15 protein-coding genes and 2 pseudogenes are annotated in these 15,875 nt (G+C 63.2%); 6 read left to right on the top strand and 11 right to left on the bottom strand.

The window, feature by feature from the left end:
• Positions 1–4 precede the first annotated feature (4 nt).
• The 7 genes from AB4Z10_RS22850 to AB4Z10_RS22820 all read right to left on the bottom strand — a co-directional run bounded on the left by AB4Z10_RS22850 (position 5) and on the right by AB4Z10_RS22820 (position 6,790).
• Complete coding sequence (locus AB4Z10_RS22850; protein ID WP_441472694.1) at positions 5–226, bottom strand: hypothetical protein; 222 nt, start codon at positions 224–226, stop codon at positions 5–7.
• Positions 227–621: 395 nt separating this feature from the next.
• Positions 622–2,121, bottom strand: coding sequence for a tripartite tricarboxylate transporter permease (locus tag AB4Z10_RS22845; protein WP_441472693.1), 1,500 nt, complete (start codon positions 2,119–2,121; stop codon positions 622–624).
• An 11-nt stretch (positions 2,122–2,132) separates the two neighbouring features.
• On the bottom strand, positions 2,133–2,576 hold the full coding sequence (locus tag AB4Z10_RS22840) for a tripartite tricarboxylate transporter TctB family protein (RefSeq protein ID WP_441472692.1): 444 nt from the start codon (positions 2,574–2,576) through the stop codon (positions 2,133–2,135).
• A gap of 61 nt (positions 2,577–2,637) precedes the next feature.
• Complete coding sequence (locus AB4Z10_RS22835) at positions 2,638–3,561, bottom strand: Bug family tripartite tricarboxylate transporter substrate binding protein (protein WP_441472691.1); 924 nt, start codon at positions 3,559–3,561, stop codon at positions 2,638–2,640.
• 104 nt (positions 3,562–3,665) lie between these two features.
• Positions 3,666–4,391 (bottom strand): hypothetical protein, encoded by a 726-nt coding sequence (locus AB4Z10_RS22830; RefSeq protein WP_441472690.1) that lies wholly within the window; start codon positions 4,389–4,391, stop codon positions 3,666–3,668.
• Between the two features lie 46 nt (positions 4,392–4,437).
• Complete coding sequence (locus tag AB4Z10_RS22825; protein ID WP_441472689.1) at positions 4,438–5,703, bottom strand: flavin-dependent oxidoreductase; 1,266 nt, start codon at positions 5,701–5,703, stop codon at positions 4,438–4,440.
• 34 nt (positions 5,704–5,737) lie between these two features.
• The gene (locus tag AB4Z10_RS22820) at positions 5,738–6,790 is read right to left on the bottom strand and encodes a cupin domain-containing protein (RefSeq protein WP_441472688.1); all 1,053 of its coding nucleotides are present in this window, start codon (positions 6,788–6,790) and stop codon (positions 5,738–5,740) included.
• Between the two features lie 224 nt (positions 6,791–7,014).
• Here AB4Z10_RS22820 and AB4Z10_RS22815 point away from each other — a divergent pair, with 224 nt between their 5' ends.
• Together AB4Z10_RS22815 and AB4Z10_RS22810 are read left to right on the top strand one after the other, a co-directional pair.
• A complete protein-coding gene (locus AB4Z10_RS22815; protein WP_441472687.1) occupies positions 7,015–8,064 on the top strand; it encodes a Gfo/Idh/MocA family protein in 1,050 nt (349 codons plus the stop codon).
• Between the two features lie 28 nt (positions 8,065–8,092).
• Positions 8,093–9,085, top strand: coding sequence for an ABC transporter substrate-binding protein (locus AB4Z10_RS22810; protein ID WP_441472686.1), 993 nt, complete (start codon positions 8,093–8,095; stop codon positions 9,083–9,085).
• A gap of 17 nt (positions 9,086–9,102) precedes the next feature.
• On the opposite strand, the gene AB4Z10_RS22805 is transcribed toward AB4Z10_RS22810, so the two are convergent.
• Positions 9,103–9,978 carry a fumarylacetoacetate hydrolase family protein gene (locus tag AB4Z10_RS22805; RefSeq protein WP_441472685.1) on the bottom strand — a complete coding sequence of 292 codons (876 nt, stop codon included), beginning with the start codon at positions 9,976–9,978 and terminating at the stop codon, positions 9,103–9,105.
• Positions 9,979–10,134: 156 nt separating this feature from the next.
• Between AB4Z10_RS22805 and AB4Z10_RS22800 the strand changes: the two genes are divergently transcribed.
• The gene (locus tag AB4Z10_RS22800; RefSeq protein WP_441472684.1) at positions 10,135–10,641 is read left to right on the top strand and encodes a MarR family winged helix-turn-helix transcriptional regulator; all 507 of its coding nucleotides are present in this window, start codon (positions 10,135–10,137) and stop codon (positions 10,639–10,641) included.
• 156 nt (positions 10,642–10,797) lie between these two features.
• Here AB4Z10_RS22800 and pcaG read toward each other — a convergent pair whose 3' ends face one another.
• The 3 genes from pcaG to pcaC form a co-directional block, all read right to left on the bottom strand.
• A complete protein-coding gene (pcaG, locus tag AB4Z10_RS22795) occupies positions 10,798–11,424 on the bottom strand; it encodes a protocatechuate 3,4-dioxygenase subunit alpha (protein ID WP_441472683.1) in 627 nt (208 codons plus the stop codon).
• Entirely contained in the window at positions 11,424–12,167 is a 744-nt protein-coding gene (pcaH, locus tag AB4Z10_RS22790; RefSeq protein ID WP_441472682.1) for a protocatechuate 3,4-dioxygenase subunit beta, read from the bottom strand. The genes pcaG and pcaH overlap by 1 nt, the downstream gene beginning before the upstream one ends.
• A gap of 130 nt (positions 12,168–12,297) precedes the next feature.
• On the bottom strand, positions 12,298–12,693 hold the full coding sequence (gene pcaC, locus AB4Z10_RS22785; RefSeq protein ID WP_441472681.1) for a 4-carboxymuconolactone decarboxylase: 396 nt from the start codon (positions 12,691–12,693) through the stop codon (positions 12,298–12,300).
• Between the two features lie 190 nt (positions 12,694–12,883).
• Here pcaC and pcaQ point away from each other — a divergent pair, with 190 nt between their 5' ends.
• The 3 genes and pseudogenes from pcaQ (at position 12,884) to AB4Z10_RS22770 (ending at position 15,746) form a co-directional block, all read left to right on the top strand.
• Positions 12,884–13,840, top strand: coding sequence for a pca operon transcription factor PcaQ (pcaQ, locus tag AB4Z10_RS22780; RefSeq protein WP_441472680.1), 957 nt, complete (start codon positions 12,884–12,886; stop codon positions 13,838–13,840).
• 84 nt (positions 13,841–13,924) lie between these two features.
• A pseudogene (locus AB4Z10_RS22775) lies at positions 13,925–14,657 on the top strand (IS3 family transposase); the annotation flags it as partial.
• A gap of 523 nt (positions 14,658–15,180) precedes the next feature.
• Positions 15,181–15,746 (top strand): annotated as a pseudogene (locus tag AB4Z10_RS22770) (formylglycine-generating enzyme family protein).
• The last annotated feature ends 129 nt before the right edge of the window (positions 15,747–15,875 follow it).

The raw sequence follows: 15,875 nt of genomic DNA, 5'->3' as shown, positions 1-15,875 counted from the left end.
GCGGTCATCGAAGCGCCGGCCCCTGGCCGCCTTCCTCAAATGGAAAGGGCTGCCCGTCATCTTCGAACACCTCCGGGATTTTCGCCGGCGCATCGACGGCCCCGCCTCGATGCCGATAGGTGACGAGCATCCTCGTCATGCTCGACGGCGTCGGGCATCCCGGAATGCCCGAAGTCGGCAACATGCCTTCGCCGGTGGAACGGCTGGCATCCGGTATCACCGACATGATGCGAACACCGGACGCCCGCATGAGCCGAGCGGTTCGTAGCACGGGGATCCTGCATGTCGTGTCGGAATCGACTGGGGTAGCGACATCGATGTCGCTGCCCGCAGCCTCAATCACGACAGTTCCGCCGGAGAGGCCCGCGCTGCGAACGCAGCGATGGACACCGGCGACCAAGCCGCCAGCAGCCGGCTACGAGCGGCCCTCCGATCAGCATGTCATGCCCGCCGAACCGCAGTGCTCGCCTATGCAGGGGAGCCGGCGCGGACGATCGGTAACCGTCACGATGGCAGGGGCATGTCGCGGAGCCGCCACACGCCCAGAGAGATCGTTGCACATCGCGGCAGACGGGGAACATCGAGCGCTCGACTGGCCTGCACAGGCCGCAGCCAGGACTGTCAGGCGTCCTGGAACACCTTCTCCCGGCCTGTCCGGAAGTTTGGCAGGATCACAAGGGCGAGCAGGACCGCCGCAATCAGCAGGAGCACCAGGCTGATCGGCTGGGTGAGGAACACGACGGGATCGCCTGCCGAGAGGATGAGCGCGCGCCGCAGGTTCTCCTCCATCATCGGTCCGAGGATGAAGCCAAGCAACAGCGGTGCCGGCTCGCAGCCGAGCTTGTGGAAGACGTAACCGAGGATGCCGAACAGCGCGGTCAAGCCCGCCTCGAAGGCCGAATTGTTCACGCCGTAGACGCCGACCGCGCAGAGCAGCAGGATCGATGGAAAGAGCAGCCGGTAGGGCACCCTCACCAGCCTGACCCAAATGCCGACCAGCGGCAGATTGATGACGAGCAACATCAGATTGCCGACCCACATCGAGGCGATGAGGCCCCAAAACAGCGCGGGCTGGCTCGTCATCACTCCAGGCCCCGGCGCGATGCCGTGGATCATCAGCGCGCCGAGCATCATCGCCATGACCGGATTGGACGGAATCCCCAGCGTCAACATCGGGATGAAGGACGTCTGCGCTCCGGCGTTATTCGCCGATTCGGGCGACGCCACCCCCTCGATCGCCCCCTTGCCAAAACGTGAAGGGTCCTTGGCCAGTTTCTTTTCAAGCGAGTAGGCAGCAAAGGAAGCGAGCAGCGCTCCGCCACCGGGAAGCACGCCGAGCGCCGAACCGAGCGCCGTGCCCCGGAGAACCGGCCCGACAGAGGCCCGGAACTCCTCCTTCGTCGGCATCAGGCTGCCAATGACGCTGCTCGGCGTCGCACTCTGCTTCTTTTCGAGATTGATGATGATCTCGGCGACAGCGAACATGCCCATCGCAATCGGCATGAAGCCGATGCCGTCCATGAGCTCCGGCACGCCGAAAGTCATGCGGGGGTCGCCGGTATTGAGGTCAGTGCCGACCAGTCCGAGCAGCAATCCGAGGATCGTCATCGCGATGGCGTTGAGGATAGAGCCCTGGGCAAGGACGACAGCGCCGACAAGGCCCAGGATCATCAGCGAAAAGTACTCGGCCGGCCCGAACTCCAGGGCGACCCGCGCCAGCGGCGGACTGGCGATAGCGATCAGCAGCGTCGACACCGTGCCGGCAAAGAAGGAACCGAGCGCCGCGACCGCCAACGCCGCGCCGGCCCTCCCGTTGCGCGCCATCGCATGGCCATCGAGCGCAGTGACGACGGAGGTCGCCTCTCCCGGAATATTCACCAGGATGGCCGTGGTCGATCCGCCGTACTGCGCGCCGTAATAGATTCCCGCCAGCATGATCAGGGCGGCGGTCGGCGACAGGTAGAAGGTAATGGGCAGGAGCATCGCCATGGTCGCGACCGGACCGATGCCAGGCAGTACGCCGATCAACGTGCCGAGCAGCGCTCCGATGAAGCAGAACAGGAGGTTCTCCAGCGTCATCGCGACGCCGAGCCCAAGCACCAGATTATCGAAGATTTCCATCGCCACGCCCTTCAGAACGGGAAGATCTTGATTGGCAGACCGAGCACGTAGACGAACACGAGCGAAAACAACGCCGCCAGACCGGTGGACAGAAGCAGTGCCTCGCGCAGACGGAACTCGTGCCCGCCCAGCGCGCCGATGGTGACACCCGCGAAAGTCGCAGAAACGAGGCCCGCGCGATCGATCAGCAGGGCGAAGGCGACGATGCTGCCGACGATGCAGGCAGCCGGCCGAAGCTGAAGGCGCCCGATTGTGGGGCTGCCCCTGACAAGGCCGTTTGCCGCGATAATCGCCCCGGATGCGATCAGGAGCCAACACATGAGCTTGGGCAGATACCCTGGCCCCATGCGCAGCGCCGAGCCGACGCCGAGATCACGAATGAACCAAAGCCCTGCCACGCCGAACAACGCGAAAAGCAGGCCGGCGACGCAGCTTTGCGTGATTGCTATCCGCATGTTTCACACTCCAAGAGCTTGCTGCGAGACGTGCCCGAATCTCCCCGGACCCGCGTCGCGGCTACTCGGCCTGCGCGCCGGATTCCCTGACGATCACGCCGAGGCGTTTGGTTTCCGCCGCCATGAAGGCCGCAAACTCGCTCGGCGTACCGGTTTCGATGTTCACGCCGAACTTGCCGATCTTCTCGGAGACGGACGGATCGTTCATCGCCTTGGAGAACTCTTCCCTGAGCCTGGCCACAACCGGCTCGGGTGTTCCCGTCGGCGCGACCAGACCGAACCAGGCATTGAGTTCCAAGCCCGGATAGCCCGCTTCCGCCACGGTGGGCACGTCGGGCATCAAGGGAGAGCGCTTGAAATCGGTGATGGCGAGCGCGCGCAGCTTGCCGTCCAGAACCTGCGGCCCGGCTCCCGGAATCCCGTCGAACATAAAGGTGACACGGCCGGCTACCAGATCCGGCATGGCTTGCGCCGTTCCCCTGTAAGGCACGTGCACGATGTCGATCTTGTTCCCGGACTTGAACATCTCGCCGAGCAGATGTCCTCCCGAGCCGACGCCCTGAGACGCGAAGGTCACCTTGCCGGGATCCGCCTTGGCCTTCGCCACAAGGTCCGCGACGGATTTGTAGGGGCTGTTGACCGGCACCGCGAGAAGGTGCGGGAAGGAGAACATCTGGACCACCGGCGTGAAGTCCGCGACCGGATCATATGACAGCTTCTTGTACAGCGAAGCGTTGATCGCGTGGGTGCCGACATTGGCGAGGAACAGCGTATGGCCGTCGTGCGCCGCTGACTTGACGGCCGCCGCCCCCACCTGCCCGCCCCCGCCCGGCTTGTTGTCGACGATCACGGGCTGGCCAATGCTGAGCGATACCCTCTCGGCCGCGAGCCGGATCGTCTGATCTGCAATGCCGCCCGGCGGAAACGGCACGATGACGATTATGGGACGAGACGGAAACGACTGGCTGGCAGCCCAGCCTGGCATGAGTGCGCATCCGGCCGCGATAAGCGCAGCGCGTCGATTGATCTTCATTATACCCTCCCGAGGATTGGCGGCTTTTGCCGATTCTTGAACTGCAGGCGAACCGTTCAGGCGTGACTTACGGCCGCCTCCTTGATTACCTCGCTGACCGGCAGATCGCCGGGCACCATGACGAAGCTGATCTCGAAGCGGCTGAAGGCAGCTTTGCTGCCGGCTTCTCCAGCGTGCGGTGCTGCTGCGCGGGTCTCCCCCGCCTGCACCATGTCCAGGGCCGCGCGATCATAGGCCTCAACGACCAGGATCCAATCGGCTTGATCATCCGCCCCCCGCCGCAGCCTTTGCTCGGCGGTATCCATGCGCGTGCCGGCAGCCTCGCATGCGAGCAGATGTGCTCCTGAAATGCCGGGCAGGCTGGCGATGGCAGGCAGCCGTTCGGCGAGCCGAGCAATGTCCGCCTCTATCCCTTCCCGCCCCGCAAATCTGCCTGTGAGCAGGAAGCTCCCCGCGCCTGTACCGAGGCTCGCCGACACGCGACAGGCGGTGCGGCTGAGCTTGCGCACGGTCGGCATGGTGCGCGTCGTCCAGGCGGACGGATTGTTGAGGCACTGGAGATAGGCGGGGGACGTCAGGGTCTGCAGCGTGTCGATCTCGTAGAGCACGAAGCGCTGGCCAGAGCCCGCGGCAGCGGAAATTCCACGCCGCGCACGCAGGAAGCCCGGTACTCCGAGACGTTCCGGGACATGTTCCTGCGAATGCCAGACGTCATGTGCGGCCTCCGTGCCCGGCTCCAGGTCGCACCAGATCGCCACGGCGGCATTGCCCAACCAGGACATGGGATCGTTCCTCCAACTCGCCGGCGTCTTGTCGCGCCTTGCGCGTCTAAACCAGCTGCCGCGGCTTCTTCATATCCTCGGTGCTGAATCCTGCGACCTTGCGATAGCGCTCCTGCCACGCGACCAGTTCGTCATGTGAAATCACGTCCTCGATTCTATCGAACCGCTTGCCGCCCGTGCGCTCCTCGATGACGCGCAGGATTGCGTCGGGCGCGACCTCGCGATTGGCGAGCACGACCTTCGACGTGGCTCCGAGGCGGATCGCTTCGTATTCCTTCAGGGCTTCCAGCCGGTCGGAACGCTTCTCCAGGAGTTCTGCGAGCGTGTTGGCATCGATGATCGCTTGAGCGGCGCCATTGGAACCACGCGGCATCATCGGATGCGCTGCATCCCCGAGCAGCGTGATCCGGCCCACAGTCCAGAATGACAGCGGGTCCTGATCGAGCATCGGATACTCGAGGATGACGTCGGCACCACGCAGCATCGCGGGAATGTCGAGCCAGTCGAACGTCGCATGCTCGAAGCCGTCGATGAACTCCTCGGCCCGGCTCTGGCGGTTCCAGTCACGGGTCGGCTCGTCGTCACGGGCGACCTCGATGACCCAGTTGATCAGCTGGCCGCCCTTGCCGTCGATATTGTCGCGCACCGGATAGGTGATCAGCTTTCCGGTTTCGTAAGTGCCGACATAGGCCATGCTGGCGCCAGTCTTGAACGGCGTCCACCGGGTTGCGCCGCGATATTGCGTCGTGCCCTGGTAGCGTGGTTTTGCTTCCTCCGGGTGAAACTGCTTGCGAGCGGCCGAGTGAACGCCATCGCAGGCCACCGCGATCGGAGCCCGCACCGGCGGCAGCGGCTGGCCCGTGGATCCGTCCAGAAAGCTGATGATGGCGCTGTCGTCATCCTGGTCGACCGCGACGCATTTGCGGCCCATCACGATCGCATCGTCCCCAAGCCGTTCGCGGACGGCGCCCACGAGAACGTCATGCAGATCGGCTCGATGGATCGACACCTGCGGGACGTCGTAGCCGGCCTGCCGGCCGCGCGGTTCTTCGTAAACGAGCTGGCCATGCTTGGTGTAAAAGCAGTATTCGCGCGTCGCGATGCCTTTGGCCAGGAGCTGATCGAGCAGGCCGAGCTCCGCCAGATCGCGGATCGCATGCGGGAGCAGATTGAGCCCGACGCCCAGCGGCTTGAACTCCGGCGCCGCCTCATAGAGCCGGCATGAGATGCCGGCTCTGTGCAGCGCGAGCGCAAAGGTCAGCCCGCCGATGCCGGCGCCGATGATCAGGACTTCAGGCGTGGTGTCGGTCATGCATCCATCTCCTTGGCAGCGCCGGCCCAAGKGCTCAGTCACGCGTTTCCTCGCGCAGATGGCCGATGCGCGAGGTGAGTTCACGATCCGTCATCAGGAACAAGGTGGCCGGGCCCTGCGTCGCGAGATGCTCGATCCAGAGCCAGCGCGGCAGGGTGAAGCAGTCGTGCTGCTTCCAGTGGAACGTCTTGTCGCCGATTTTGCTCTCGCCCTCGCCCTCGATGACCACGACGATCGCCGTGGCCGTGGTGCGCATGGCCGTCGTCTTGCGGCCGGGCTCAAGACGCTGGGCGAAGCAGTCGATCGTTGGCATCACCGGGCCGCCATCGACTGGATTGAGATAGCGGATCTTGCGCGAGCCGTCGGCAAAGGGCGTCATTGCGTCAAGCGCCTTGGAGACCCGCTCCCACGCATAGCGGTAGAGCGGCGAATACGGCACGCATTTGCCGTCACCTTCGGGCAGGATGCCGCCTTCGGCGAGCGAGCCGTCATCCATATGGGCAAGACCGCGCTCCGGCACCGGGCCGGGGCCGACCTCGAAGAATACAGTGCCGAGCTGGCGCGCGAGCGGGTAATCGAGACCGTCGAACCAGACCGCGCGGTTCTTGCCGTTGTGATGATGCTCGTGCCAGCTCCAGGCCGGCGTCAGGATCAGGTCGCCGGGCTTCATCGGGCACGGCTTGCCGTCGACGACGGTCACCGCCTCGTCGCCGATCATCGCGAGCCTGAGCGCAGCAAGCGTGTGGCGATGGGCCGGAGCGGCCTCGCCGGGTTCGAGAATCTGCACGCCGCCGGCGAGCGTGGGAGTGGTGAAAACCGTGCCGGGAAATGCGGGATGCGTCAGCAGCAGGGCGCGGCGCTCGGCCTCCTCCATGCTGATCTCGTTCGCCGCGCGGTCGGCAAACTTCTCCATCATCTCCCAGTGCCAGATCATCGGCTCGTAATATTGCGGCTCGCGCGTGTTCAGCCGCTTGTAGCGGTCCCAAAGCGGCTGAACATTCGACGCTTCGAGCGTCGCGACGAGATCGGCCGCGTCACCGATCGCCGTCTCTCGTGCGTCGCGCTTCGCTTCAGCTTCATGTGCCATCCGAAGATCCTCCAAAATCTGAACCAGGCCGCTCGTCGACTCTTGATGTTGCTCACAGATCATCAGCATACATCCTATATGTCAAGAGTCCTGTGTCCGCGTGCCAATTTCGTCCCAATACGCTGAAATCAAAAGGCAAAATAACCCATAGCGGAAAATCCATGGGCTTGCGCTGATGAAAAGTGATTGGTACACATCCCATTAATAAGCGCAAATCGGCGCATATGGAGGAACGGATGACAACTCGCATTGCTGCCATTGGGGTGAGCCATTGGCACGCCATCTACGACCCGGCCTATCTGCGCCAGTTCGCGGCGATGCCAGGCGTGAGCATTGTCGGCGTCCAGGATGCCGATCAGTCAATCGCCGCACATCGCGCCGGCGAGATCGGAGGCGCCCCCGTATTCGCCGACTACAAGGCGATGATCGCGGAGACGCGGCCGGACTTCGTGCTCGCGCTGGGACGCCATTGCGACATGGCCGCGGTGGCCCTGTTTCTCGCCGAGGAGCGGATTCCGTTCCTCATGGAAAAGCCAATGGGCCTCAATGCCATCGAAGTCGAGCGCATCGCGGACAAGACCGAGGCCAATGGCGTTTTCGCCACCGTTCCCATGGTCCAGCGTTTCGCGCCGTTTCACTCGAAAGCACGCGCATTGCTGGATGCCGGCGCGTTCGGCCCGCTCTCCCACGTCTATGTGCGCATGAACCGCTTTTCGTCCGAGCGCTACCGACGGTGGAACTCGTCATGGATGCTCGACCCGGCTCAATCGGGCGGCGGCTGCCTGCGAAACCTCGCGACTCACGGGTTCGATGTCTTTCTCGACCTGCTCGGCGAAGAGTTTGAGATCGAATCCGCCCAGCTCAGCAACCGCGCCCTTGGCGAGAAGGTCGAGGATTATGCCTCGGTGACGTTCCGCTCGACGAGCGGCATCCTCGGTACGCTTGAAACCGGAAACGCCTATCCGCGCCGCACGGCGGAAGGCGCGTCGGCGCTTCCCAGCCGCGACCGCTTTCTCGATGGCGCTGATGGCGAGTGGAAAATCTGCGGCCGCAACGCGCTGCTGATGTCGAAGGACGGAGCGATGCGGCTCGTGCTGGGCGATTCCGAGGAGAGCTTGGACGGCATGCCCCCGCGCAACCCCTCCTACACGGCCCTCGAGGACGCACTTGCGCGTTGGCAAGCGGGCAAACCACCGCTGGTCTCGGTGCGAGACTGCTGGCGCTCGGTCAAGCTCATCGACGACGCCTACCGGCTTGCCCGCCCGCTCGCCTGACCAGCGCACAAAATCCCGGAGGAACGTTATGGCAAAACTCAGACTCTCCGTCGCGATCGGAGATTACGACCGAAATCGGCCCCTGATCGACGGCCGCGTGCAGATCGATGGGGTAGACCCCGTCTTCATGACGCTGTCGCCAGAAGAGATCTTCTTTCGGGCCTTCCGACATGCCGAGTTCGACATCAGCGAGATGTCGTTTTCGAGCTATGTCGTGAAAGTTTCACGGGGCGAGAGTCCCTATGTCGCCGTGCCGGCGTTCCTGTCGCGCGCCTTTCGTCATACCTCGATCTACATCCGCACCGACCGCGGCATCGCCGCGCCCGAGGATCTGAAAGGGCGCAGGATCGGGCTGCCGGAATACCAGCTCTCGGCCTGCGTTTGGGCGCGTGCCTTGCTGGAGGACGACTACGGCGTGAAGCCGGCCGACATCCACTGGATACGCGGTGGCATCGAAACGTCGGGCCGTCCGGAGAAGATCAAGATCGAGCTGCCGCCCGAGATCAGAATCGATGCCGCGCCAGAGGGCAAATCGCTCAATGCGATGCTCGAAGCCGGCGAGATCGATGCCTTCATCGGCCCGCGCGCACCATCCTGCTTCGACCGCGGCCACCCGAATGTCGCCCGGCTGTTCGCCGATCCCGTCGCCGCTGCGTCGGATTTCTATCGCCGCACCCGAATCTTTCCGATCATGCACCTGCTCGGAATCCGCCGCGATATCGTGGAGCATCACGATTGGCTGCCGGCCGCCTGCCTCAAGGCGTTTGAACAGTCGAAGGCAGTGGCCCTTGGCCAGCTTTCAGACACTTCGGCCACCAAAATCACCCTGCCCTTCGTCGAAGAGCAGTTGCAAGCGGCGCGCGATCTTCTCGGCAGCGATTTCTGGTCCTATGGCGTCGCGGCGAACCGGCACGTGCTCGAGAATTTCCTGGACCACCATCACCGCCAGGGACTTTCGGCGCGCCGCGTGACAGTCGAGGAATTGTTTCATCCTGCAACGGCAGAGGCCTACCGCATCTGACACGCGGCGCGCCGCGCTCAAGCAGCAAAGGCGCGAACAGCCACGCTCATGGTCCCGAGCTCCGGGCAGCTGGCGAGCAAGCGGTCTCCGGGGACGATCGGACCGACGCCCTGGGGGGTACCGGTATAGAGGACATCGCCCGGGTACAGCGTGTAGAAGCTCGATGCGAAGGCGATCAACCGACGGACGCCGAACAGGAGATCCGACGTTTCCGCCGTCTGGCGATGGTCGCCGTTGTTCTGAAGGGTGATGGTCAAGGCATCTGGATCGGCAATCTCGTCACGCGTCGTCAGCCAGGGGCCCAGAACCGAGTAGCTGTCGATGGATTTGCGGAAACTGCGGTCCTCCGTTCCGCGCAGCGTGATGTCGAGCCCCATGCAATAGCCGGCAACATGATCCAGCGCCCGCTCTTCTGTGACATTTGAGGCCGTTGCGCCGATGATCACGACAAGCTCGATCTCATGATCGGTCCGGCGCTGGGGGAAGCGTATGGCAATGCCATCGCCCGCCCCCACCAGCGAAGACGTCGCCTTCAGGAAGAGCCCGGCGCGCGCGATATCGGGGATGTTGTGACCAGGCGAGATGTTCGATGCCTGCATCTCGAAGATATGGGCCTGGTAGTTCACGGGAGCGGCCACAATCTTGCCGGGCACGGCAACCGGCGCGCGAAGCGCGACATCCTGGAGCCGCAGCACGGGAAACTGGTCGGCCTTGGGCGCGATCTCCCTTGCAAGCGCATCCAGGCAGCGGATGAGCGGGTCGCCTACACCCTCGACCTGAGCCATCAGGGCCGCTGCCTCGGCGGTGATGTCATGGATGGCATCGTCCCTCACCAGGCCGATGCGCCCCTCATTGAAACGGCAGATTTTCATGTTCGTTTCCTCCACCGCCATAGGCACGGAGGGTCCTTGGCGCAATGAAATTGTATATGCATACGAATTATATGTACACGACCTAAATATCATTGCCCGGCCCGAACTGCGTCTGCTATCGGTTGAGATGCAAACGGGGCAAGGATTGCCCACCGAGCCGATGGGGCTGAGGCAAACATGTCGCTTGAAGTCTTCTACTCCCGGGCGGGGCACCTGATCCGGCGCCTCAACCAGATCGCGGTCGCCATCTTTCTGGAGGAGACGAAGGAGCTGGGCTTGACCACGGTGCAGTACGCTGCCCTCGACATCATCGCCGAAGTGCCCGGCATCGATCAGGCGACGCTATCGAGCATGATCGCATTCGACCGGACCACGCTCGTCAAGGTATTGGACCGGCTGGAAGAGAAGGGCCTCATTACCCGTCAACGCTCCGAAACCGACCGGCGCAAACAGCTGCTCAATGCCACCCCGGAAGGCAAGGCGACCCTCAAGAAGGTCATTCCCCTCATAGACCGCTGCGAGAAGCGCATCCTGGCGCCCCTCCCCCATGAGGAGCGGGAGAAGTTCCTGGAGATGCTCAGCCAGGTCGTGCGCGTGAACAACGTCTATAGCCGAGCGCCACTCGACGACGAGCTCTACAGCTCCGTCATGCGGCGGCCAGAGCCGCCGACGCAGGCACGATAGCACGAGCATCAGCGCGCCCCATGGTGCGCAGGGCCATGGCAAATCCCTCCTAGGGAGCGCTGCCGTGCTTGCCAGAGCGTGTGGAGCAAGGTGGCCTGCCCTCCGCCTCGCTCATTCCATCTCTGCTCGCTGAGGCACCGGGCAATGGCGGCCGGCTCAGATGTCGAAGAAAACGGTCTCGTTCTCTCCCTGAAGGCAAATATCGAACCTGTAAGTCGGGACGGCATCTGCATCATCGAGAGTCGCAATCAATGTCGGCACCCGGAAACGATGCTCGATGCGTGCGAGGATCGGGTCGGCGGCGTTAGCCTCGTCCTCGTCGCCGAAATAGAGCCGGGTATGCAGACCGATATTGATGCCGCGCGCTACGATCCAGAAGGTGATGTGCGGCGCCATCGGGCGGCCATCGAAATAGGGCACGATGCCGGGCTTGATCGTCTCGAAGCGATAAACGCCCGTCGCGCCATCGACGGGCTGGCGAAACCAGCCGGGAAATTCGGGATCGGCTTCACCTCTGCGCTCCCCAGGCCCAGCATAAATACCCTGCGCATCGGCCTGCCAAATCTCGATGAGGGCATCCTTGACCGGAGTCCCCGATCCATCGAGCACGCGCCCGGTGACGACGATACGCTGCCCCCTCGCTTTGGGCGAAAGTTGCTGCGAGCCGAGATCGTGCGGGAAGACCCCTTCAATACCGCAAAAATTCGGAGTCGCTCCGATCTGAACGTAAGGGCCGGCGGTCTGCGAGGGGCTTTCCTTCAGGCGGCGAAACGGCTGAACCATCAGTTGCCCTCCATCCGGTTCTCGAACAGCGTCGAGCGCCGTCCGCGCAGAACGATGTCGAACTTGTAAGCCATGGTATCCATCGGCAGCGTCGCCTGCCGGTCAAGCGCCGCAACCAGCTGTTCGACGGCTTCCCGGCTCGGAATCCCCATCACGATTGGGCACTGCCAGATCATCGGGTCGCCTTCGAAGTACATTTGGGTGATAAGGCGCTGGGCAAAGGCGTGGCCGAAGATCGAGAAGTGGATATGTGCGGGGCGCCAGTCGTTGACGCCGTTCGGCCAGGGATAAGGGCCGGGCTTGATGGTTCGGAGCCAATAGCGCCCTTCGTCATCCGTAATCGTGCGCCCGCATCCCCCGAAATTCTGATCGATCGCGGCTAGGTAGCTTTCCTTCTTATGGCGGTAGCGGCCGCCGGCATTGGCCTGCCAGAACTCGACCAGCGCGCCGCGCACGGGACGCGCATCTTCATCCAGAACCTGGCCGTGCACGATGATGCGAGGCCCGATCGGCTCACCAGTCTGGACGTAGTTGAGGATCAGGTCGTTATCGAGCGGCCCAAGCATATTGTGACCGAAGACCGGCCCGGTCATCTCGGAGAGGGTATTGCCGAGCGAGAGCAGAGCATGCTTGGGCGACCGCAACACCGAGGTCTTGTATTCCGGGGTGAAAGCCGGCGGATGCCAACTGCGGTCCCTTTGGTAGAAGGAACCTCCCTGATAGGTCGAATTCTCATTGCGCATCCGAGCGCCCCCTCCCTATGAGCTGCTGCCGCAGCACGTCGTCATCCTGCGACAATTCCCGCTCGCTTATCTTGATCCTGCTCAATTCAGGGACCGCCGTTTCGAGCCCGAAGGCAAGACCCGGCGCGGTTCATCTCGCAGCTTCTTCGGCCATCTCGGCGAGCGTCGCCCTTGCGATCTTGAAAGCATGGTTGGCTGCCGGCACGCCGGCATAGATCGCGACATGCAGCAGCGCTTCCTTGATGTCCTCAACGCTGGCGCCGGTATTGCGTGTCGCCCTGACATGCATCGCGACCTCGTCGTGATGGCCGAGGGCGGCCAGCAAGGCGATCGTCAGCATCGAACGTTCGCGCTTGCTGATCGTGTCGCGCGACCAAACGGTGCCCCACGCAGCTTCGGTGATCAGAGCCTGAAAATCGGCTGTAAACGCATCCGTGCCTGCCACCGCAGCATCGACATATCGATCGCCGAGAACAGATCGACGGGTCGCCATGCCCTTGGCAAACCTGTTTGGCCCGTCAGGCATGGACGTGCTCCTTCAAATGCTCGGAAACAAGCTTCAGCGAACGTGCCGGCAACGCAATCGGCGGGACGCGGCCACGATCATCGACGAGCCCGAAGCTGATTGCGTTTGGACAGTCTCAGTATCATGCGTCATTTGATTGATTATGTTAAATGGCATTTTTAAATCCTTGGATAACCCATAGGTTATTGTAATGAGCCAGAGTCGATCGCTTCAGCTCGATGGGCGCGTCAAGCTTCGCCACCTTTCCTGCTTTATCGAGGTCGCCCGCCTGAAAAGCGCCGTGAAGGCGGCCTCCGTTCTGGGCTTGAGCCAGCCGGCCGTCTCGAAAACGATCCATGAACTGGAAGATGCTCTTGGCGCCGCCTTGTTCGAGCCGAAACGCCGTTCGATGGTGCTCACGCCAATCGGCGACATCTTCCTGCGCTACGCAACGTCGAGCCTGGTTGCATTGAAGCAAGGCATCCGGACCGTCGCCCAGGGTGCCGGCGGAGAGCAAGCCGCGTTCACGCTCGGCGCGCTGCCGACCGTGTCTGCACGGATTCTGCCTGCAGCATTGGCGAAGCTGTCGCGACATCTCCCAAACCTGAGGCTTCGCATCGTCACGGGATCGAACGATGTCCTGATCTCGCAACTGCGTCTCGGCGACATCGACCTCGTGGTCGGGCGAATGGCCTCCCCCGAAGCGATGCGTGGCCTGGCATTCGAGTATCTCTATTCAGAGCGCATTGCCTTGGCGGTTCGCCCCGGACATCCGTTGCTGGCAGATGAGCAGTTCGACATCGCGAATGTCGGACATTACCAGCTGCTAGTCCCTCCCCCGGGCTCCGTCATTCACCCGATCGTCGAACGCTATTTCATTGCCCGCACGATCAACCCTTCGGGCGGCGTCATCGAGACCGTCTCCGACGCCTTCGCCCGCAATTACCTTCTCGGGACAGATGCGATCTGGGTCATTTCCGAGGGCGTTGTTGCGGAGGATGCCGCAAGCGGAACCCTCGCGGTCCTGCCAGTCGATACCGACGACACGAACGGACCCGTAGGATTGACGATCCGCACGGATACGGAGCCTTCCTTTCCGGCCCAGTCTGTCATGGCAGCGTTGCGAGACGTCGTCGCAGAGCGGGCAAGGATTGGCTTGCCCCGTTGAGTGGCCCAGGCTCGCTCAATGCACCGCCGTTTTTTTCGGCACGACATCCGCCCTTCTCGCGGCTCCGGATGCCCCAAGAATGGCATGTGGCCTCGATGGTTTTCCAGGACAGGACCAGATGCCGCGACGGCGCAGAGGAAGCACAAGCCGGAAGCGATCGTCGCGAAGCTTGGGCAGGTCGATAGGCTGTTGTCCCGGGGGTGCCCGATAGCACAAGCGACCCGGGCCATACTGACGACCGCTAGCGCAAGGAGTACGGCAGCCTGAAGAGCGACCAGTTGAAGCGATTGAAGGACCTCGAGAAGGAGAACGAGCGGCTGCGCAAGCCCGTCTCGGACCTGACGCTTGAGAAACCTATCCTCGCGGAGGCTGCTCGTCGCGCTCGCCACCTCATAGGGGCGCTACGGCTATCAGCGGGTCGCAGCCCTGCTGCACGCGGCGGGCTGGGCGGTGAACGTCAAGCGCGTCGAGCGGATCTGGCGGCGAGAAGGGCTCAAAGCGCCTCAGAAGCAGCCGAAGAAGGGGCGCCTCTGGCTGAACGACGGATCCTGTGTGCGGCCGCGGCCAATGCATGTCTGGTCGTCCGACTTTGTCGAGGATCGCACGCACAATGGCCGGAAGTTTCGCATGCTCGCGACAAGCGCTTCGCGTTTTCGCAGGCGTGATCGACGAGTTCACCCGGGAATGCCTGGCGTTCCGCATCGATCGCAGGCTCAGGTCGAGCGATGTCATCGACGTCCTCTCGGACCTCTTCATCCTGCGCGGCGTGCCGGGACATGTGCGTTTATCCTCGATCCCCCGGCTTCTCTCGGCGGCCTCGACGAAGCGCAGCGCCGGCAGGAGCGGCAGGCAGAGATCGCTCTTTTCGGCCAGGGACGATGGCAGCCGCGACCTCTCCAGAAGCGTCTCCGTCGGAGCGCCGATATCGTCGAGGATGCTGACGAAGGGCAGCAGGAACTGGCCGCGCGTCAAAGGGATATCAGCCATCGGACCTCGCCGCGATCACCGGATCGACGCTTTTCACAGGGCCGAACGTCGGGGGGATTCGCGACCGGCGGAGGCGGAGCGTAGCCGGTTGCGACTGGCGTGAAATGGCAAGACGGGCGGGCTGCCCATGCATGAAATGCGCGCAACGGAATTCGCCTGCCGATCGGGCCGCGATCGTGTCTGCAGCGACCGATGCGCGCCCAGCCGAGGCCGCAGCTCTATCCGGGCAGTGACGGCGTCGTCCGGTCTGCTCACGAGTGTGCTGGCGTTCTTGATGTAGGTTGACGGGAAGGCTGGCTATGCAGGCAGAGACGGCTCAGACGGATGTGTCATCGGAGCGTGCGCGAGATGGCATGATCTTCGTGCGAGCCGGAATCTTCTGGATGGGCTCGGATCATCGCTGCCCCGAAGAAAAGCCGGCCCATCGTGTCAGCGTCGAGGGCTTCTTCATCGACGAGACCCCTGTCACCAACGCACAGTTTGCCGAGTTCGTGGCGGCGATCGGGCATCGCACATTTGCCGAGTTCGTGCCCGACCAGCGGGACTATGCGCATACGCCCGCACGTCGCCCGTCAGAGCCTTTCCGCCCAACGGATACGGTCTCTACGGCATGATCGGCGATGCTTGGGAGTGGACGGACGACTGGTTCGTCCCGAAGCACGAGGCGGGGGCGACGAAAGCCTGCTGCATACCCAGGAACCCTCGCGGAGGGCTGGAGTCTGCCAGCTACGATCCCTGTCTCCCCAACATAAAAATCCCGCGGAAGGTTTTGAAGGGCGGATCGCATCTGTGCGCTCCGAACGACTGCCGCCGCTATCGACCCGCAGCAGGACATGCCGAGGCGATCGATACGTCGACCAGCCATGTCGGGTTCAGATGTGTTGTCCGGAACGGAGAAGCGAATGAAACGGCCGCCTAGTCACCCATTCAGAGCGCGCTGGTTGGGCGTCAGCACGACGCTGCTGATGTTGGGATCGCCCGTGGTCGCCCAGGAATCGCTGCCGTTTCCGCCGAAGCCTTCTGGGAGCAAGGCCGGGCCGACGATCGC

The organism is Allobosea sp. RAF48 (genome assembly GCF_052114025.1).
Lineage (GTDB): Bacteria > Pseudomonadota > Alphaproteobacteria > Rhizobiales > Beijerinckiaceae > Allobosea.
The sequence above is the reverse complement of the archived record's forward strand: the minus strand, read 5'-3'. Positions and strand labels throughout refer to the sequence as shown.